The organism is Mesorhizobium sp. L2C084A000 (assembly GCF_000502875.1).
GTDB lineage: Bacteria > Pseudomonadota > Alphaproteobacteria > Rhizobiales > Rhizobiaceae > Mesorhizobium.
This window is the reverse complement of the sequence record NZ_AYWX01000008.1, coordinates 81018-100131: the sequence shown is the minus strand read 5'-3', so window position 1 is coordinate 100131 and position 19114 is coordinate 81018. Positions and strand designations below refer to the sequence as shown.

Genomic DNA, 19114 nt, shown 5'->3' with positions numbered 1-19114 from the left:
GAGATGGAAACCCATCTCCCCTGATCCTTTTCCTGGCTTTGCCAGACACCGGTTCCCGAGATGGGCGCCGGTGTTCTAGTGCGGAACCGGCTACTCCGCGGCTTTGGCAATCGGGTTGACCGATACGTAGGTTCGGCCGTTGGCTTTTTTGTTGAACGTCACGGCGCCGGTCTCGAGCGCAAAAAGCGTATGATCCGTGCCCATGCCGACATTGACGCCGGGATGCCACGTGGTGCCGCGTTGACGAATGATGATGTTGCCCGGGATGACGGCTTCGCCGCCGAACTTCTTCACGCCCAGACGCTTGGAATGCGAGTCGCGACCGTTGCGCGACGAGCCGCCAGCTTTCTTGTGTGCCATCTAACTAACTCCGTTGCGCCGCAAGGCGCCTAAAAGGCCTTATGAACGCGTTCGCGTTCCGTTTCAAGTCCGATCCGGCGACTCAATCGCCAGAAAATTACTTCGCAGCCAATTCCTTGGCCTGCTCGCGCCAGTCCTTGATCTGGTCGGCGCTGAAGGGCATGTGCTCGTCGATCTTGGCGACATCCTTCTCGGTCAGCTTGGCAAGCTGGGCGAAGGTGATGATGCCCTGCTCGTTAAGATCCTTGGCTGCGACCGGGCCGATGCCCTTGATCACGGTCAGATCGTCCGGCTCACCCTTCGGTGCCTTGAACAGTGGCGCTGCGGCGGTCTCGGCTGCCTTGGCCTTGGGCTCCTTCTTCGGCGCGGCTTCCGCCTGCACCTCGGTGGCGGCCTCGGCCTTCACCTTCTTCGGCGCCTTGGCCGCTGCCGTCTTGGTCGGCTTGGCGCCACCCAGCAGGATCTCGGAGATCCGCACGGTGGTCAAAAGCTGGCGATGGCCGATCTTGCGGCGCGAATTCTGCCGGCGGCGCTTCTTGAAGGCGATGACGGTGCGGTTCTTGCCCTGTTCGACGACTTCGGCGGTGACCACCGCGCCGTCGACGAACGGCGCGCCAAACGTGACATTCTCGCCTTCGCCATGCGCCAGAACGTGGCCGATTTCGACCATATCGCCGACATTGGCTTCAACTTTTTCGATCTTCAGGAGATCGTTGGCGGCAACGCGATACTGCTTGCCACCCGTTTTAATGACTGCGAACATTTTTTGCCTTTCGCTGTTCGGTCGGCCTTGATGAACCGCCTCTGGCAGTTCAGCCGTCTTTTTGTCAGTCTGCGGGTTCAAAAAACAAGCGGCGCGGAAGAACCCTCCACGCCGATTGCGCGCTGTCCCTAACCGAAGGTTGGGGGCGAGTCAAGGCAAACCAGCCGCGCCGTTTCCGAGATTGTCATTGGCGGGCACGGACCGGCTGTGCCGACATGCCCACGGCGTTGCCCCGCCTGGGCTGAGGATGGGTGACTGGTCGGCAATCTGCCTCGGGTCTCGCTGTACCCCACCAGCCGTGAATCCGCCGCTTGCCAAGCAAGCCAAATAACTGACGGATTGGCCTTGTAACCTGCCCGTTCAGCCGTTATCTAGTGCGCCGCGCCGGCAACGGCCGACCATGACCGCGGAGAGGTGGCAGAGTGGTCGAATGCACCGCACTCGAAATGCGGCATGGGTGCAAGCCCATCGGGGGTTCGAATCCCTCCCTCTCCGCCAGTAAACTACCTAGCAACTGTAATCATTGATAAAGCGCAAAGGGCTTACGGCCCCTCTCCTATCGCTGCCAAAACACCATGAGCTCATGCTCCGCAGCATACAGAACTTCAGGTGCCTCTCACCCGGGTACAACCGAAGCGCCATTCACATCGCGGCAACGGCTGCATTCTGGTTACTAGCCGAAGGATTTCGTGTTTCTTTTCGAGCGATAATTCGCGTAGTAGTAGGAAGAAATACTTCGGGGTCGATCGGGGAGACAACAATGAAACACCTAAGTCGCATCACACCTTCTCCAGAACAGCTGGCGATCATAAGCACAAATAGAACTGGGGCCGAGCTGATCCGCGGCGCAGCAGGTAGCGGGAAGACAACGACGGCGCTGCTTCGACTGTCGTCGCTTGCGAGCATGATGCGAGCTCGAAAGGATCGATTGGACGATGATGCCCCTGTTCGCATTCTGCTACTGACGTTTAATCGAACTCTTGCCGGATATGTCCGTGCGCTCGCGAAAGCGCAGTTGAAAGGGAAACTGCACGACATTGAAATTCGCACTTTCGCCAAATGGGCATTGGACAAGCTAGATGATCCGGCAGTCCATGAGAGTCTTGCAAAGGCGCAGCTCGCGCGCCTCGCACGGGCATTCCAAGGTTTAGATACCGCGTATGTCACTCAGGAAGTTGACTATCTGCTTGGCAGGTTCGAGCCCGAGGACCTCGAGGAGTATGTGACCCGCGAGCGAAGCGGGCGCGGGACCCTTCCTAGGGTGGATGGAGCGCTGCGTCGTCGAATACTTGACGAAGTCGTATACCCCTATCTCGCGCTATTGACGCGAAACAAATGGCTCGACTGGAATGCTCTCGCCCTCAAGATGCGGCGCGAAATTCCTAGCCTGGAATACGATGTCGCAATCATCGACGAGAGCCAGGATTTCTCGGCAAATGAGATACGCGCAATCAATCATCATTTAGCTCGCGATCATGCCGTGACATTTGTGATCGATACCGCACAAAGAATCTACGCCCGTGGCTTCACATGGACGGAGGCGGGAGTGACGATAGCTCCTAACCGTTCGCATCGGTTGCAAGAGAACCATCGAAACACCAAGCAAATCGCGGCCTTCGCGGCCGGGTTATTACAGGGTCTGTCCATTGACAGCGACGGTGTCCTTCCCGACCTCTCAGCTGCGACAACGAATGGTCCTCTCCCGCAGGTTATTGCCGGAAAATACTCACAGCAGATTTCATGGGCGATCGACTACATTCGGAGAAACGTCGACCTTCAGAACGAGTCTGTCGCATTTCTCAAACCGCAGGGGGGGCAATGGTTTGATACAATCAAACAAGAATTGACTGGCGCGCAAATTGGCTTCGTCGACATGCAGCGCAGGCCAGACTGGCCGACAGGACCGGAGAACGTCGCCATCTGCACCTTTCATTCGGCGAAGGGACTTGAATTCGACCACGTGATCATCCTCGGCTTCAACCAAGAGAACACAGCCTACGGAGACGAAGAGACAAGCGACCAAGTTCGCGTTCTGCGAAGGCTTCTCGCCGTCGCGGTTGCTCGTGCAAGAAAGCGGGTCGTCGTTGGCTACAAACCAGGCGAGCAATCGCGTCTAACGGAATTCTTCCGACGAGGAACTTTCGAGGAGATCCGCCTGTGACGCTCGCTCAACGTGTCTCGGAACGTGAAATTTCAGAAGTAATCCATTTTACGACAAACCGCGGGCTGCTCGGTAGCCTCCACAGCAAACACTTATTGTCGAGGCCACTGCTCAACAAAGACGATTACCTACGTCACGTTCTGCAGCTCAACGCTGCGGTTAGGCCAGAGGAATCAGCCCTCTTCGATAAGTCGCAAGATTGGCTTCGCTTCGTTAATCTAACGATATCTGAGATAAATCGTCGCTTCCTAGACGCTTCTCGGAGGTGGCACCCAAAAGATATCTGGTGGTGCATTCTATCCTTTGATCCGGAGATCATAGCCCACCAGGGCGTGTGGTTCGCGACGACGAACAACGGCTATGACAGCTGCGCTCGCGCCCAAGGCCCCGCTGGTTTCGATGCTCTGTTCGCGCAGAAAATCGCACGCAAGCGATCGGGCATTAATGGTCGTCCTTGGAGTGCCTGGCGGGGAAGTCGGCCGAGCCATTTGCCGACCTGTGAGCAGGCCGAGGTCCTTTATCCGGAGAAGCTTAGCCTTGACCATCTGCGCACGGTATATGTGGAAGAAGGCGAGCACCATGACACGGTTGTAGGATGGCTTTCCGATTACGGCTACGATGACGTGAAGGTCGTTGTTGGCCAACAGAAGTTCGTTGGAAGGCTGAATTAAACATGGTCAAAGAAGCAAATCTGCAAGCCTCCTATCGCAACGACGAATATGAGCGGGCAATCATAAATTCTTCGCTCTGGGCAGCGGCCGGCGATGCGCTTGGCTGGATTACGGAGCTGTCGCGCGGCCAGGAGGGGGTCCGCTATCGGACAGGGAAAAAGCACGTGACTGCGCCAGTAGCATGGCAACGGACGATCGGGGGACGTGGAGGCGTACGGGTTGATTTGCCTGCGGGAACCTACTCCGACGATACGCAACTACGGCTTAGCGTGTCACGTTCGATTAGGGGAAATGGGACATTCGATGTCGAGACGTTCGCCAAGATCGAAGTGACAGCTTGGCAGGGCTATAGTTTGGGTGCCGGACTTGGCTCGAAGGCGGCTGCAGCGAACCTGTCGAAGAGAGGTATAAACTGGTTCTCGAACTTCTTTAGAAGCGAACGGCAATCATATACCAACGGAGGCGGCAACGGGGCCGCGATGCGTATCCAGCCGCATGTGTGGGGAGCCGCAGGCGCACAGCCTGAAATGATCCGACAGGTTTTTCGTGACGCCATCGTGACCCATGGGCACCCGCATGGTTTTTGTGGTGCTGTGTTTCATGCTCTGTGCCTTTGGGACACCCTTGCATCGCGCTCTGTCCCGTCCATAAAACGCGCTCGAGACTTAATATCGCTTCTCGACGATCTTTCTGGGATTGTCGAGCAAGACGCGGAGCTGGGCCAGTTCTGGCTTCCCTCATGGGAACGAGAAGCCAACAAGTCGTTTCCAATTGCCATCAGGGATTTTCAAAAGGATGCTCTGGCGGATATGCGGATCGCCGACGATATCGCTGCCAGTCGAACTGCCCAAGCCTACCCCATGCTTCTTGATCGGATCGGCTGCCTGTCCGATAAATTCAGGGGGTCCGGCTTCAAGACCGCTCTAGCCGCTCTCGCTCTCTCGGCGCTCTATGCAGATCGCCCCGTTGAAGACGCCCTTGCCGTATCCGCGAACGAGTTGGAAAGTGACACCGATACGATCGCCACTATGGCCGGCGCACTGATGGGGGCTGTAACAGATCGGCCGCCAGCGTGGGAAATCCAGGATCGCGGCTATCTCGAAAAGGAAGCCCGAAGGTTGGCGCGTATCAGGCTGGGGCAGGATCAAAGTACTTTCTTGTACCCGGACGTTTCCTTGTGGGAACCGCCAGCTAGCCAGTCCGACGCAGTGGTGCGCTATAATGGCGGTTTGGCGCTTGTAGGATTAGGCCCACTGACCCCACGCAGCCGCGAATATCAGGCTGGAAACGCGGTCTGGCAATGGTTCGAACTACCGTTTGGCCAGACCATTCTCGCAAAGCGGCGTGTAGAGAACACTACTTTGGTAGGAGGAGATCAAATGCCTGGCCAGTCACGCATGAGCACCCGTCCTGCCGCTCGCAGCGACATGGACACGCGGCAGGATAGTTTTACTTTCGACCATAGAAACGCTCCGGATAGCCGGGGGCGCCTTTTGAGCGCCAGCACTTCCGCGCCGAGCAAAGGTTTCCCTGGCATCGATGAGGCGACCGACATGGTAATCGCGTCAGGTTTTGACGACGCCACGCTGGGAAGGCTAATTAAACAGTGCATCGATGAAACAGGAAGTATCGACCTGACGGTAAGTTTGTCTGCCATCATTGCGAAAGCCAGACTCGCTCGAATGCGCCGCCGATAGTATCTTGTTAGGTAGCCCCTTCGCGTAGATTCAGAGCATCCGCAATCGCGCTCAGAAAAACCTCACCAAACTCCTTCAGCTTTGCCGCCCCAACCCCATTCACTTCAGCGAAGGCGTCGAGGTCGTTTGGGCGGCGCTCTGCCATGTCGATCAGGGTGCGATCGGAAAACACCACATAGGCCGGCACCTGGCGCTCCTTGGCGAGCCGCAGTCGCAAGGTCTTCAGCGCGGCCAGCAGCCCGGTGTCCACATCCGATTGCCCGAAATCCTGCCCGGAGCGCGTCTTGCCGCGCAAGGCGCGGCTGCGCACCTCGACACGATAATGGAACGGCACCTCGCCACGGCCAAGCGCCTGGCCCTTTTCGGCGATGGCGAGCCCGCCATGGCCGGCCGGATCCGGGATCAGGAACCCGCCGGCGACGAGTTGCCGGATCAGCGACAGCCAAAAATCCTTCTTGTGCGCCAGCCCGCTGCCGAAGCTGGCAAGTCTCTGGTGGTTCCTGGCCAGCACCTTCTCGGTTTCATGGCCGAGCAGAATGTCGATGACATGGCCGGCACCGAAGCGTTCGCCACTCTGGGCGATCGCCGACAGGATGATCCGCGCCTCGTCTCCGCCATCCGCGCGCGGTGCCTGGTCGAGGCAGGTGTCGCAATTGCCGCAAGGCTGAGCCTCTTCCCCGAAATAGCCAAGCAGCACCTGGCGGCGGCACTGCGCCGTCTCGCAATAGCCGATCAGCGTATCGAGCCGGCGATGCGAGCGCCGTTTGTGCTCCACCGCAGCGTCCTCATCGTCGATAAAAAGCCTGCGCATGCGGATATCGCCAAGGCCGAACAGCATATGCGCTTCCGCATCCCGCCCGTCGCGGCCGGCGCGGCCGATTTCCTGGTAGTAGGCCTCGAGGCTGCCCGGCATGTCGGTGTGGAAGACATAGGCCACATCAGGCTTGTCGATGCCCATGCCGAAGGCGATGGTCGCCACCATGACGACGCCGGACAAGGTCATGAAAGCGTTTTGATTCGCATCACGCGCCTCCTTGCTCATGCCAGCATGATAGGCGAGCGCGGTGACGCCGTTCTTCTCGAGGAAGGCCGCCATTTCTTCCGTCTTCTTGCGCGACAGGCAGTAGACGATGCCGCTGCGGCCGGGATGACGCTCGACGAAGCGCAGCAGCTGTCGCTTGCTGTCCTGCTTGGCCTCGATGGCAAGCTTGATGTTCGGCCGGTCGAAGCCCAGCACCAGGGTCTCGACGCGCTCGGCAAACAGCCGGGATTCGATGTCGGTGCGCGTGCCTTCGTCCGCCGTTGCCGTCAGCGCGATGATCGGCACGTTGGGAAAGATGCCGCGCAGACGCGACAGGTCCTCGTATTCGCGCCGGAACGCCGGCCCCCATTGCGAGATGCAATGCGCCTCGTCGACGGCGATCAGGCTGACATCGAGCCTGGCCAGCGCGTCGAGCATGCGCTCGGTCATCAGCCGCTCCGGCGCGAGATAGAGCAGGCGCGTCTGGCCCGAGGCGACGCGACGCCATGCGGCGATATTGGCATCGCGGTCGATCGAGGAATTGATCGTGTCGGCCGCCACGCCGGCAAGCCGCAAGGCGGCGACCTGATCCTGCATCAGCGCCACCAGCGGCGAAACGACAATGGTGAGCCCACCCAGGACCAGTGCCGGCACTTGGTAGCAGAGCGATTTGCCCGCACCTGTCGGCATGACGGCCAGCACATGCCGCCCGGCCAGCAGCGCATCCATGACATCGGCCTGGCCGGGGCGAAAATCATCAAAGCCGAACACGTCCTTCAGGACGCGCCGCTTGGGATCTCGCTCTTCTGTCGCGACGGCCGCCGGTGCCTGCATCACCGCGCGTCCACGGTCGGCGTGCTTATTGGCATGTCATAGCCGAACTCGGCGCAGAAACGCCGGACGCCGACGAGAAATGCCGGGGGCAGACCGCCGAGATAGGTCCTGAATTCTTCATTCCGTTCCCATTTTCTCAACGAAGCCACCCGGATCGGATTGTCCGGATCCTCGCTGAAACGAATGCGCGGTGTCAGTCCGAACGACTGCGCGATTCTGTCCTGCTGCGCATCGGGCGCGCCGATCATGTCTTCGTAGCGGACAAAGAGTATCTGCCGGTGCGGTTGTGCCTTCTTCAGCCGGGTCAGCGCGTCGTATTCGGCCAGCCAGCGATGCGGCGTGACGTGGAACCGACGCTCGTGGCGTGTTTGCGGATGCGAACTTGTCAGCGTGTCGAATGGATGGCGCACACAATAGATCAAGCCGATGGAGGGAGGTAGCTTCGCCAGATGCGCAAAACCGCGCGCATCGCGCTTGACGACGAGGTTCGATTCCGGCCGATCCAGCATGTCCAGCATTGTGTATCGCGCTTCGGGCGGATGGACGAAAATATCCCCGAAACACCTCATCAGCCGCTGTGTCAGCGTCGTCCCGCTGCGCGCGCAGCCCGAAATGAAAATTCTGTTGGCGGGCGTTGCGCGTGCGTATGTGCGTCTTTGCATGCGCTGTTTCAGAGACAGCGGCACGAATCGCAGAAACTCCCGCATAACCCTTCGCGCGGCCGCTCCAAACGCAGCCTCAAGCCTGCGCGCGCCCTTCATCCGCAATTCCGCTGGCGCAATGCGGTAACCCGATCTTGCATCAGGGCCACCCGGGACGAAACGCGCCGCCTGCGGGCCACGGCCAAGATGCTCATCGCCGATGCCTGCATCAGGCAGACACCGGGCTGCAATTTCGTGGATTGGAGAGGATGTGGAAACCGGTCAAAACGACTCTCCGCATGGGCACCTTGCCTTAGCGCAGCTGACACCGGACCACAACCAGAACAAGCCGGCACAAGGAAAGCCTGCGGCGCGAACGCGGAAGCTGACCGATTGATCCAAGGCTCGCCGCAGCACCTTCCCTTGCGAGACCTGCACCCCCGCTGGATTCCGCCACGCACCACGATGTAAGCTCGGCCCGACAAGTCAGGGAGGGCGCGATGCTGCAGGCCATTCAGGATGCTCTCGGCGAGCGGTTTCGGTTGCAGCGTGCTGCCTTCGAGGCGCAGCCTTTCCCCAACTTTGGCATCCGCAAGGATCGCCTGAAACGCCTGTTGGCGTTGACCGAGCGGCATGAAGCCGACATCTGCACCGCCATCGACACCGACTTTGGCGGCCGTTCCGCGCATGAGACGCGTCTTGCGGAACTGTTCGTCGTGCGCGCCGGTATCCGCCACGCGCTGTCGCACCTCAGGGGCTGGATGCGCGAACGCCGCGTCGCCACCACTATGCCGTTCCTGCCGGGCAGAAATCGCCTCCTTCCGCAGCCACTGGGTGTCGTCGGCATCGTGTCGCCCTGGAATTATCCTTTCCAGCTCGCTGTCGCGCCGGTCACCGCGGCCCTTGCCGCCGGCAACCGCGTACTCATAAAACCTTCCGAACTGACGCCGACATTTTCAACGCTGCTGGCCAAACTCGTTGCCGAGCATTTCGCACCCGATGAGCTCAGCGTCATCAGCGGCGACGCGGAGATGGGAAAGGCCTTCGTGTCGATGCCTTTCGATCATTTGCTGTTCACCGGCTCGACCGCGGTCGGACGCCAGGTCGCGATAGCCGCGGCAGCCAACCTGACCCCGGTCACGCTCGAACTCGGCGGCAAGTCGCCGGCAATCTTCGATCCGTCATGCGACCTCGACGCGGCAGTATCCAGCATTGCCTACGGCAAGCTGTTGAATGCCGGGCAGACCTGCATCGCGCCGGATTATCTTCTGGTCCCGAAGGGGCGAGCAGACGCGGTCGCCGCGAAGCTCGCAACTGCGATCGCGAAGCTCTACCCGACCCTGCGCGACAACCCCGATTATACCGCCATCATCAGCGATCGGCACCACCAGCGCCTGCGCGACATGATCACTGAAGCGCGTGACGCCGGCGCCGATGTCACCGAAATCAACCCGGCCAGTGAGGAGCTTGGCGGTACCAGCCGGAAATTGCTGCCGACCCTGGTCCGCAATGCCGGCGCGCACCTGCGGCTGATGCGCGAAGAGATTTTTGGGCCGGTGCTGCCCATCGTAGAATATACCGGGATCGACGAGGCAATCGCGCATGTGAATGGGGCGGACCGCCCGCTGGCGCTCTACTGGTTCGGCCGCGACAGCGGCAACCGTCAACGCATCCTGCACGAGACAATAGCCGGCGGCGTCACCATCAACGACTGCATGCTGCATCTGGTACAGGAAAACCAGCCCTTCGGCGGGGTCGGCGCCAGCGGCATGGGCGCCTATCACGGCGAATGGGGATTTCGGACCTTCAGCAAGGAGAAACCGGTTTTCACCCAGTCGCGGCTGAGCGCGGGAAGCCTGCTGCGCCCGCCCTACGGCAAGACGTTCGAACGGCTTTTCAGCCTGCTCCGGCACATCACCTGACCGAACGCAGATACCCGGCCATCACGAACACCCGGCGCGTTAAGCCTATGTTCACCATCATGCGGCAGGTTCGCATCCTGCGGTGATGTCTTGAGTACCGCGGCGCCACAAGCGCCCAGGCAACAACCCGCGCCTCTTTTGAGGTGCGGGTCTTCCCTGGCTAGCCGAGGAAATCGGCCCGGTGCGGCGTGAAGCTGTCGACCAGCCGCCCTGCTTCCAGCGCCTTGACGCCGTGCACCAGACCGGACGGCACAATGAAGCTGCCGCCGGTCTCGATGGTTTCGGTCCTACCGTCGATGGTCACCTCGAAGCGGCCCTCGGCGACATAGCTAGCCTGGACGTGTGGGTGCGAATGCAGGGCGCCGACGCCACCCTTGTCGAAGCCGAATTCGACCAGCATCAACTCGTCGGTATGCAGGAGAACGCGTCGCCTGTTGCCGTCCGGGGTCGGCGTCCAGGCGCCCTCGCCGGCATGCGCGAAAATCTTTGTGGTCATCGTCGTCTCCTCATCGCGCAAGCCAGCCGCCATCCACAGGCACCACCGCTCCATGCATGTAGTTCGACGCCGGCGCCAGCAGGAACACGGCGGCATCGCCAATGTCGCCCGCTTCCCCCCAGCGACCGGCCGGGATCCGCGCCAGGATGGCGGCGCTGCGGTCGGGATCGGCGCGCAGCGCCTGCGTGTTGTTGGTCTCGATATAGCCCGGCGCGATGGCGTTGACGTTGATGCCTTTTTGCGCCCATTCGCAGGCGAGCAGCCGGGTGATGCCGAGCACGCCATGCTTCGAGGCCGTGTAAGACGCGACACGGATGCCGCCCTGAAAGCCCAGCACCGAGGCGATGTTGACGATCTTGCCTTTCCGCTCAGCGGCCAAGGCACGCCTTGCAAAGCTTTGGCAGAGCAAGAAAACCGTCTTCAGGTTGACGTCCATGACGTCGTCCCAATCGGCCTCTCTGAGATCGACGGCATCGGCGCGGCGGATGATGCCGGCATTGTTGACCAGCCCGTCGAGCGGACCGCTTTCGTCCCAGATCCGGTCGAGCAACAGGCCGGCGGCCGAAGTGTCGGCAAGGTCGGCGCTCACCGCTTCGAATTGCCCGCCCACCGCCGCAATCTTGTCTGCCGTATCGTCCATCGACGAGCGGCCGACGCCGACCACCGCGCCCCCGGCGCGTGCGACGCACACGGCGATGCCTTGGCCGATGCCAGTGTTGGCGCCGGTGACCAGGATACGTTTTCCGGTAAGGCTGAAGGGGTCGCTCACCGCAGATCCCCCAACGCCACCGGGTCGACATCGGTATAGTCGACATTGTCGCCGGCCATCGCCCAGATGAAAGCATAATTGGAAGTGCCGGCACCGGAGTGGATCGACCATCCCGGCGACAGCACCGCCTCCTCATTGCTCATGACGATATGGCGCGTCTCGTCAGGCTCGCCCATGAAATGGAAGACGCGCGCCGTCTCGGCCAGGTCGAAATAGAGATAGGCCTCCATGCGCCGGTCATGCACATGGCATGGCATGGTGTTCCACACCGATCCTGGAGCCAACTGAGTCATGCCGACCACCAGCTGGCAGGTCTTCACGCCCTCGGCATGGATGAACTGGAAGATCGAACGCTCGTTGCAGGTGTCCTTGCTGCCGAGATCGAGGCGCTTGGCGTCGCCGATGCGGATCAGCCGGCTGGGCCAGGCCTGATGCGCAGGCGCGCTGAGCAGATAGAATTTAGCCGGCGCGGTCTTGTCCACCGAGGCGAAGGACACGTCGGTGGTGCCCATGCCGAGATAGAGCATGTCGCGCGCCTGCAATTCGAAGGACTGGCCGCCGGCCGTGATGACGCCCGTGCCGCCGATGTTGACGGCGATCAGCTCGCGACGGTCGAGGAAGTTCTTGGTGCCGGTCGGCTTGATCGCTTCCAGTTGAAGCGGTGCGCCAGTCGGCACGGCGCCGCCGACGATCATGCGGTCGTAGTGAGTGTAGGTCAGGCTGATGCGGCCAGGCTGGAACAGGCCGTCAATGTGGAAGTTGTGACGCAGCTCATCGGTGCCCATTGCCGCGGCGGCAGCCGGGTCAATGGCAAATCGCGAGGTGTAGTCGGTATGGCTCTGGTTCATTGTCGGTCCTGACTTGAAACGGGTCATTTGCCGGCGGCGGCCTTGACCGAACTGGAATAAAAAGCCTGACGTGCATGCAGCCGCTCGCGGTAACGCTGCTGGCTGGCGGTGAGGTGCGCGCGCATCGCCTCGCGCGCGGCCTCGGCATCGCCAGAGGTAATGGCGTTGAGGATCACCAGATGCTCGCGCTGGAGCCCGCGCTGATAGCTGTCGGATTGCGCCAGTTCGGTCGACCAGGGCGAAGTCACGTCGCACGGGATGGCGCGCCGGCCGAGCACGTCGAGCATCTCGACATAGAAGGGGTTGCTGGTTGCGCTGGCGATGGCGCGATGGAAGGCGAGGTCGGCCGGACCGGTCGGCTCGCTGGCAAGCAGCAGCCGCTCGAATTCGAAGAAGGCTTCCTGGATCGCCGCCTCCTGCGCGGCGTTGCGACGGATGGCGGCGAGCCCGGCCGATTCGATCTCGATCGCCAGCCGCACTTCGAGCACGTTGAGTGCGATCGAATCCTTGCTGCCCATGTCGGCGGCCAGCGCGCCGAACATTGTCGAGATGTGCTCTGTGACGAAGACGCCGGCGCCCTGGCGCGGTTCGACCAGCCCGTCGGCGGCAAGCTTGGCCAGCGCCTCGCGGATGACGGTGCGGCTGACGCCGAAGGTTTCGGTCAGTTGGCCTTCGGTCGGCAATTTATGGCCGGGCAGGATCTCGCCCGCCTGCAGCTGCTTGCGGATCGCCGCGACGACGGTCTCCGACAGCTTGGGTTTTCTCTCGACCCTGAGGTCGGTTGCGGTGTCCGATGCCATGTCGCCCCCTATTTGAACACGCTCGGCAACCAGAGCGAAATGGCCGGAATGTAAGTGACGAGCCCCAGTACCACGAGCCCGGCCCCATAGAACGGCCAGATCGAGCGCATCGCTTCCCAGACGGATATCTTGCCCACTGCGCACGCCACGAACTGCACAGCGCCCACCGGCGGCGTATTCAGCCCGATGCCGAAGTTGAGGATCATGATGACGCCAAAATGCACCGGGTCGACGCCGTAGGCTTGCGCCACGGGCAGGAAGATCGGCGTGCAGATGATAATCGTCGGCCCCATATCCATGAAGGTGCCGAGGAACAGCATCAAGACGTTGAGCAGGAGAAGCACGACCAGCGGATCCTCCGAGATCGCGTTCATGGAGGCTATGAGCGCTGCCGGCACTTTCAGGAAGGCCATCAACCACGAGAACGCCGCCGCCATGCCGATGATGAGCAGCACCATGGCCGTGGTGCGCACGGCACCATGGGTAGCATGAACGAAACCTTCCCAAGTCATCTGCCGGTAAACGAAGACAGTAACGAGCAACGCATAGATGACCGCGACGCAGGAACTCTCGGTCGCCGTGAAAACGCCCGATCGTACGCCACCGAAGATGATCGCGATCAGCAGCAGGCCGGGCACCGCGACAGCGAAGAGATGCGCGACGGCGGTGAAGCCCGGAAACGGCTCGGTCGGATAGCCGCGGGAGCGCGCCACGAAATAGGCGGTGATCATCAGCGACAGGGCCAACAGCAGGCCCGGAATGATGCCGGCCGTGAACAGGTCGGCGATGGAGATCTTTCCACCTGCCGAGATCGAGTAGATGATCATGTTGTGCGACGGCGGCAGGAGCAGCGCGATCAGCGCCGCCATCGACGTGACGTTGACTGCGTAATCCGCTCCATATCCACGCGCCTTCATCTGCGGGATCATCAAGCCGCCGACCGCCGCTGCCTCGGCCACCGCGGAGCCCGAAATGCCGCCGAACAGTGTAGCGGTCGCAATGTTGACCTGCCCGAGGCCGCCGCGCAAATGGCCAACGAGCGAGCCGGCGAAGGCAACGATCTTGCTGGCGATGCCGCCGCGCACCATCAAGTCGCCGGCATAGATGAAGAAGGGAATGGCCAGCAGCGAAAAGACGCTCATGCCGGAATTCAGGCGCTGGAACACGATGAGCGGCGGCAGGCCCATGTAGAGGACGGTGGCAAAGCTTGCGACGCCGAGGCAGAAAGCGATCGGCGTGCCTATAAGCATCAGAAGGGTGAAGACGCCGAAGAGGATCCAGAGTTCCATGGCGTCAGACCTTCACGTTCGCCGTGTCGAGTTCGGTTGCGACTTCCGCCGGCGGCAGTTCATCGAGCACATCGTCGATCGGCGCACCGGAGAGACGAAGCACGATGCGCTCCAGCGTGAAGAGCGCGACGAGCACGCCTCCCGCGACCAGCGGGACGTAGTCCCAGCCCCCCGATATGCCGAGCGACGGCAAGGTAGCGCCCCAGGTCAATGCGACCAGTTGGCTGCCATACCAGATCATACCGATGCCGAAGGCGAGCGCGACGAGGTCCGAGATCATCCGCAGCCAACGCTTGCCGCCTTTGGGCAGCACGTAGAGCAGGACGTCGAAGCCGAGGTGATAGTTCTCGCGCACCCCGACGGCAGCGCCGAGGAAAATGAACCAGCTCATCAGCATCACCGAGCCCTGCTCGGTCCAGCTTGGCGAGCGGTTCAGGACATAACGACCGAACACCTGCCAGGCGACGAAGGCGGTCATCAGCACCAGCCCGATGCCTGCGACCCATAGCGCCGCTGTGCTGACGCGCGACATCATGCGCGCGACGCCGGACAGGGGCAGTCTATGTTCTGGGCTGGAGGTCACCGGTTCTCTCCGCAAGGGGGATGGCGGCGCGGAATGCCCGCGCCGCCGCTTGATCACTGCACGGCCTTAATGGCTTCGACCATGGCCTTCAGCTTGTCGTCCTTGACGTGCTTCTCGTAGACCGGACCCATGGCGTCGATGAAGGGCTGCTTGTCCGGCGTCGTGATCTGCGAACCGGCCGCTTCGACTTTGGCGCGCGATTCCTTGACCTTGGCGGTCCACAGCTCGCGCTGCCTGGCGACGCTCTCCTTGGCGGCCGCCTTGAAGATCGCCTGATCCTCTGGCGTCAGCTTGTCCCAGCTCGACTTCGCCATGACGAAGGCTTCCGGCACCATAGTGTGCTCGTCGAGCGAATAGAACTTGGCGACTTCCGCATGCTTGGCGGTGTCGTAGCTCGGAAAATTGTTTTCCGCGCCGTCAATGACCCCGGTCTCGATCGCCGAATACACCTCGCCATACGGCATCGGCGTCGCGTTGGCGCCGAGTGCCGCCACCATGTCGACGAAGATGTCGGACTGGATGACGCGGAACTTCATGCCGGCCAGATCGGCTAATGAGTTGATCGGTTTCTTCGAATTGTAGAAGGAGCGCGCGCCACTGTCATAAAAGGCGAGCAGCACCAGCCCGACCTGTTCGAACGCCGCCGCGATCTGGTCGCCGACCGCCCCGTCCATGACCTTGTGCATATGGTCTTCCGAGCGGAAGATGTAGGGCAGCGAGGGCACAGTGGTTTCGGGAATGAGCCCGTTGAACGGCGCCATCGAGATGCGGTTGAGGTCGATCACGCCGGTGCGAACCTGCTCGATCGTGTCCTTTTCTTCGCCTAGCTGCGCGGAATGATAGAGCTCGACCGCATAGCGGCCGGCCGTACGCTCCTTTACAAGCTCGCCGAAATATTTGACTGCCTCGACCGTCGGATAGCCGTCCGGGTGGGTGTCGGACGAGCGCAGAACCGTCTGGGCACTTGCCGTTCCGGCCATCAGTGCGGCGGCGAGCAGCGCAGCTCCCGTCAGTCTTGAAAAATGCAACATGGTTTCCTCCCTTTGCATTGCGGGCGAGTTGCCCCTTCAGAGCCGATACGCCTTTTTCGCCAGCGTATAGGTCAGTTCCCGCGCCAGCTCATGCGCCTCGTCCTCGCGCAGCCTGTGCTCGGCGACGAGACGCGCCAGGAACGCGCAGTCGACCCGCCGCGCCACATCGTGACGTGCCGGGATCGATGGAAAGGCGCGGGTATCGTCATTGAAGCCGACGGTGTTGTAGAAGCCGGCCGTCTCGGTGGTCATCTCGCGGAACCGCTGCATGCCTTCCGGGCTGTCGTGGAACCACCAGGCCGGCCCGAGCTTCAGCGCCGGGTAGACGCCGGCCAGCGGAGCCAGCTCGCGCGCATAGCTGGTTTCGTCGAGCGTGAAGAGGATGACGGTGAGGTCGCGCTCCAGCCCGACGCAGTCGAGCAGCGGCTTCAGCGCCGTCACATAGTCGGTCCGGGTCGGGATATCGAAGCCCTTGTCGCGGCCGAATTTTTGGAAGATTGCGGGCGAATGGTTGCGCCAGGAGCCGGGATGGATCTGCAGGACCAGCCCATCGTCGAGGCTCATCTTGGCCATCTCGGTCAGCATCTGGGCGCGGAACAGTTTTCGCTCGCGCTCATCGTCGGAACCACGGCGAACCCGATTGAACAGCTCTTGCGCCGCCGCATCCGAAAGATTGGCGGTCTCGGCCGTCGGATGGCCATGATCTGACGAAGTCGCGCCGAAGCTTTTGAAGAAGGCGCGCCGCTGGCGATGCGCGTCGAGATATCCGGCCCAGCTGCCGGTGTCGCAGCCGGTGATCTCGCCGAGCCGATCGAGATTGGGTGAAAACCCCTCGAAATCAGGATCGACGACGGCATCCGGCCGGTAGGCGGTGACCACACGGCCCTGCCAGCCGCTGTCGCGGATCATCTGGTGCCATTTGAGATCGTCGAGCGCGCCTTCCGTGGTCGCGATGACCTCGATGTTGAAACGCTCGAACAGCGCGCGCGGGCGAAAATTCTCCCACTGCAGCAGCGTTGCAATCGTGTCGTAGTGGCGGTCGGCCGTCGCGGCGGTCAGCGGTTCGTCGATGCCGAACAGATCGGCAAGTACGTGGTCGAACCACAGCCGGGTCGGTGTGCCCCGAAACAGATAATAGTGCTCGGCAAAGCGCCGCCAGATCGTCCGGCCGTCGGTTTCGACAGGCGCGCCGTCCAGCGTCGCGACGCCGAGATCCTCGAGGCGGACGCCCTGGCTGAACAGCATGCGGAAGATGTAGTGATCCGGGACGATGAGCAGTTGCGCCGGATCCGGGAATGGCTCGTTCAGCGCATACCAGCGCGGATCGGTGTGGCCATGCGGGCTGACAAGGGGCAGGTCCTTGATCCCGGCATAGAGATCACGGGCAATCGCGCGCGAATGCGCCTCGGCGGGAAACAGCAGATCCGCATGGGTCAGTGTCACGGTCATCCTCCCAAGGCCACTATCGGTAGGGGCGGCAAGAAATAATGTCAACATACAAAAATCCGATTGTTGTATGATGACTTTTCGACCCATTGTGTGGCAGGAAATCGAATGTTACGCCGCTTTGCCGATCCCTGCCGAGGCCACTCATGTCATCCGACCAGACCAGTCGCACCACGACGACCGAACGCCTTTCCACGAAGACGGTGCGCGCGCTGCCGGCTTCGATCGCGACACCTGCGTATGATCGCAGCCGCGTCGTCCCGGGCATCGTGCACCTTGGTGTCGGCGCCTTCCACCGCGCCCATCAGGCAGCCTATGTCGACGATTGCCTGGCGGCAGGCGACGCGGATTGGGGCATAACAGGCGTTTCGCTGCGCAGCACCGACACGCGCGACGCTCTCACGCCGCAGGACGGGCTCTACACGCTGGCGATCAGAAGCAGTGGAACCGAAAGGCTTCAGGTCATCGGTTCGATCGGTGTGATGCTGGTGGCGCCGGAGGATCCCAGGGCGGTGCTGGTCGCGCTGACCGATCCGCGCACCCGCATCGTCACGCTGACGATCACTGAAAAGGCCTATCTGAGGGCGGCAGGCGGCGGATTGGACGCCGCACATCCCGATATCGCCCATGATCTGGCCAATCCCCGGATGCCGAAGACAGCGCATGGTTTTCTGACCGAGGCGCTTGCCCGGCGACGCGCCGCCGGCACGCCGCCCTTCACTGTCCTGTGTTGCGACAATTTGCCGGCCAACGGCGCCACGCTGCACCGGCTGTTGGTCGAATTCGCCCAGTTGCGAGATGCCGGGCTCGCGCAATCGAGCGATGTCGGAATTGCCGACCACATCGCACAACAAGTCGCGTTTCCCTCCAGCATGGTCGATCGCATCGTGCCCGCAACCACTGACGCCGATCGGGTGCGGATCGCTGAAGAACTCGGCGTCGAGGATGCCTGGCCCGTGATGACCGAGCCGTTTTGTCAGTGGGTGGTCGAAGATAAGTTCCCGACTGGCCGGCCCGCGTGGGAACAATTCGGCGTCACCATGGTTCGCGATGTCGGCCCGTTCGAGGACATGAAGCTCAGGCTGCTCAACGGCTCGCATTCGGCCATCGCCTATCTTGGCCTGCTCAGCGGTCATGCCACCGTCGACCGCGCCTTCGCCGACCCGGCGATCCGGCAATTCGTTGATGCATTGTGGGCCGAAGCCATCCCGACCCTGCCCGAGGATGCCGGATTGGACACGAGCGCCTATACTGCGGAGCTCGCGGAGCGTTTTTCCAACACTGCACTTGCCCATCGCACGGCGCAGATCGCCAATGACGGCAGCCAGAAACTGCCGCAGCGCATCGTCGCCTCCGCCATCGAATGCCTCGAAGCCGGTACTGAATTGGTCCATCTAACCCTGGTGGTGGCTGCCTGGATCGCCGCTTGCGCCGCGCGAGGAAAAACCTTGCCGGCGGGACATTTCACCGATCCGCTCGACGCGGCGCTGACGGCACTTTTGAGCGAGCAGCTGCCGGCCAACGAAACCGTGACCGCGGTGTTCGACCTGGCCGGCTTCGCTGGGGATCATGCCGAGCGGCAGACGTTGATCGAACTCGTGGCTGTCCATCTCGTCCACCTGCGGCGCGATGGTCCGGTTCTGGCCTTCGCCGCGCTCGGCATACAGAGCGAGCAGGCCTGAGCTACGGCCTCGCGGTTATGATGTCGGCGGGACAGCGCCCCTAGGCGCGAAGGATCGCGACAGAACGCCCGTCCTGCGCGCTACCAATGGCATGAATTCC

17 protein-coding genes and 1 tRNA gene are annotated in these 19114 nt (G+C 61.7%); 6 read left to right on the top strand and 12 right to left on the bottom strand.

The genetic code is table 11. The features are described 5' to 3' along the window. Positions 1 to 90: 90 nt before the first annotated feature. Together rpmA and X735_RS148715 are read right to left on the bottom strand one after the other, a co-directional pair. Complete coding sequence (gene rpmA, locus X735_RS148710; RefSeq protein WP_013529063.1) at positions 91 to 360, bottom strand: 50S ribosomal protein L27; 270 nt, start codon at positions 358 to 360, stop codon at positions 91 to 93. A gap of 97 nt (positions 361 to 457) precedes the next feature. Next, positions 458 to 1123 (bottom strand): 50S ribosomal protein L21, encoded by a 666-nt coding sequence (locus X735_RS148715; RefSeq protein ID WP_023811775.1) that lies wholly within the window; start codon positions 1121 to 1123, stop codon positions 458 to 460. A 408-nt stretch (positions 1124 to 1531) separates the two neighbouring features. On the opposite strand from X735_RS148715, the gene X735_RS148720 reads away from it, so the two are divergent. From X735_RS148720 to X735_RS01000000165930, 4 genes are all read left to right on the top strand, one after another. Continuing rightward, positions 1532 to 1621: transfer RNA gene (locus X735_RS148720), tRNA-Ser, on the top strand. A gap of 262 nt (positions 1622 to 1883) precedes the next feature. After that, a complete protein-coding gene (locus X735_RS148725; RefSeq protein WP_023811774.1) occupies positions 1884 to 3284 on the top strand; it encodes a 3'-5' exonuclease in 1401 nt (466 codons plus the stop codon). Continuing rightward, the gene (locus tag X735_RS148730) at positions 3281 to 3955 is read left to right on the top strand and encodes a DarT ssDNA thymidine ADP-ribosyltransferase family protein (protein ID WP_023811773.1); all 675 of its coding nucleotides are present in this window, start codon (positions 3281 to 3283) and stop codon (positions 3953 to 3955) included. The genes X735_RS148725 and X735_RS148730 overlap by 4 nt, the downstream gene beginning before the upstream one ends. Positions 3956 to 3957: 2 nt before the next feature. Further along, positions 3958 to 5652 carry an ADP-ribosylglycohydrolase family protein gene (locus X735_RS01000000165930; protein ID WP_023811772.1) on the top strand — a complete coding sequence of 565 codons (1695 nt, stop codon included), beginning with the start codon at positions 3958 to 3960 and terminating at the stop codon, positions 5650 to 5652. 7 nt (positions 5653 to 5659) lie between these two features. Here the strand turns inward: X735_RS01000000165930 and recQ are convergent, their stop codons facing one another. Next, positions 5660 to 7507 (bottom strand): DNA helicase RecQ, encoded by a 1848-nt coding sequence (gene recQ / locus X735_RS148735; protein ID WP_023811771.1) that lies wholly within the window; start codon positions 7505 to 7507, stop codon positions 5660 to 5662. Further along, a complete protein-coding gene (locus X735_RS148740) occupies positions 7507 to 8268 on the bottom strand; it encodes a sulfotransferase (protein ID WP_023811770.1) in 762 nt (253 codons plus the stop codon). The genes recQ and X735_RS148740 overlap by 1 nt, the downstream gene beginning before the upstream one ends. A gap of 380 nt (positions 8269 to 8648) precedes the next feature. Here X735_RS148740 and X735_RS148745 point away from each other — a divergent pair, with 380 nt between their 5' ends. Next, positions 8649 to 10070, top strand: coding sequence for a coniferyl aldehyde dehydrogenase (locus X735_RS148745; protein ID WP_023811769.1), 1422 nt, complete (start codon positions 8649 to 8651; stop codon positions 10068 to 10070). Positions 10071 to 10230: 160 nt separating this feature from the next. Here X735_RS148745 and X735_RS148750 read toward each other — a convergent pair whose 3' ends face one another. From X735_RS148750 to uxaC, 8 genes are all read right to left on the bottom strand, one after another. After that, entirely contained in the window at positions 10231 to 10566 is a 336-nt protein-coding gene (locus X735_RS148750) for a cupin domain-containing protein (RefSeq protein ID WP_023811768.1), read from the bottom strand. 10 nt (positions 10567 to 10576) lie between these two features. Beyond that, complete coding sequence (gene kduD / locus X735_RS148755; protein ID WP_023811767.1) at positions 10577 to 11335, bottom strand: 2-dehydro-3-deoxy-D-gluconate 5-dehydrogenase KduD; 759 nt, start codon at positions 11333 to 11335, stop codon at positions 10577 to 10579. Continuing rightward, positions 11332 to 12183 (bottom strand): 5-dehydro-4-deoxy-D-glucuronate isomerase, encoded by an 852-nt coding sequence (gene kduI, locus X735_RS148760; RefSeq protein ID WP_023811766.1) that lies wholly within the window; start codon positions 12181 to 12183, stop codon positions 11332 to 11334. Before kduI ends, kduD begins: the two co-directional genes overlap by 4 nt. Before the next feature lie 23 nt (positions 12184 to 12206). Then, positions 12207 to 12983 (bottom strand): FadR/GntR family transcriptional regulator, encoded by a 777-nt coding sequence (locus X735_RS148765; RefSeq protein WP_023811765.1) that lies wholly within the window; start codon positions 12981 to 12983, stop codon positions 12207 to 12209. An 8-nt stretch (positions 12984 to 12991) separates the two neighbouring features. After that, on the bottom strand, positions 12992 to 14272 hold the full coding sequence (locus X735_RS148770; RefSeq protein ID WP_023811764.1) for a TRAP transporter large permease: 1281 nt from the start codon (positions 14270 to 14272) through the stop codon (positions 12992 to 12994). Positions 14273 to 14276: 4 nt separating this feature from the next. Beyond that, the gene (locus X735_RS148775; protein WP_031213442.1) at positions 14277 to 14807 is read right to left on the bottom strand and encodes a TRAP transporter small permease; all 531 of its coding nucleotides are present in this window, start codon (positions 14805 to 14807) and stop codon (positions 14277 to 14279) included. A 101-nt stretch (positions 14808 to 14908) separates the two neighbouring features. Next, the gene (locus X735_RS148780) at positions 14909 to 15886 is read right to left on the bottom strand and encodes a TRAP transporter substrate-binding protein (protein ID WP_023811762.1); all 978 of its coding nucleotides are present in this window, start codon (positions 15884 to 15886) and stop codon (positions 14909 to 14911) included. 36 nt (positions 15887 to 15922) lie between these two features. Beyond that, positions 15923 to 17335 carry a glucuronate isomerase gene (gene uxaC / locus X735_RS148785; RefSeq protein WP_031213440.1) on the bottom strand — a complete coding sequence of 471 codons (1413 nt, stop codon included), beginning with the start codon at positions 17333 to 17335 and terminating at the stop codon, positions 15923 to 15925. 143 nt (positions 17336 to 17478) lie between these two features. Between uxaC and X735_RS148790 the strand changes: the two genes are divergently transcribed. After that, positions 17479 to 19014, top strand: coding sequence for a mannitol dehydrogenase family protein (locus X735_RS148790; protein WP_023811760.1), 1536 nt, complete (start codon positions 17479 to 17481; stop codon positions 19012 to 19014). The last annotated feature ends 100 nt before the right edge of the window (positions 19015 to 19114 follow it).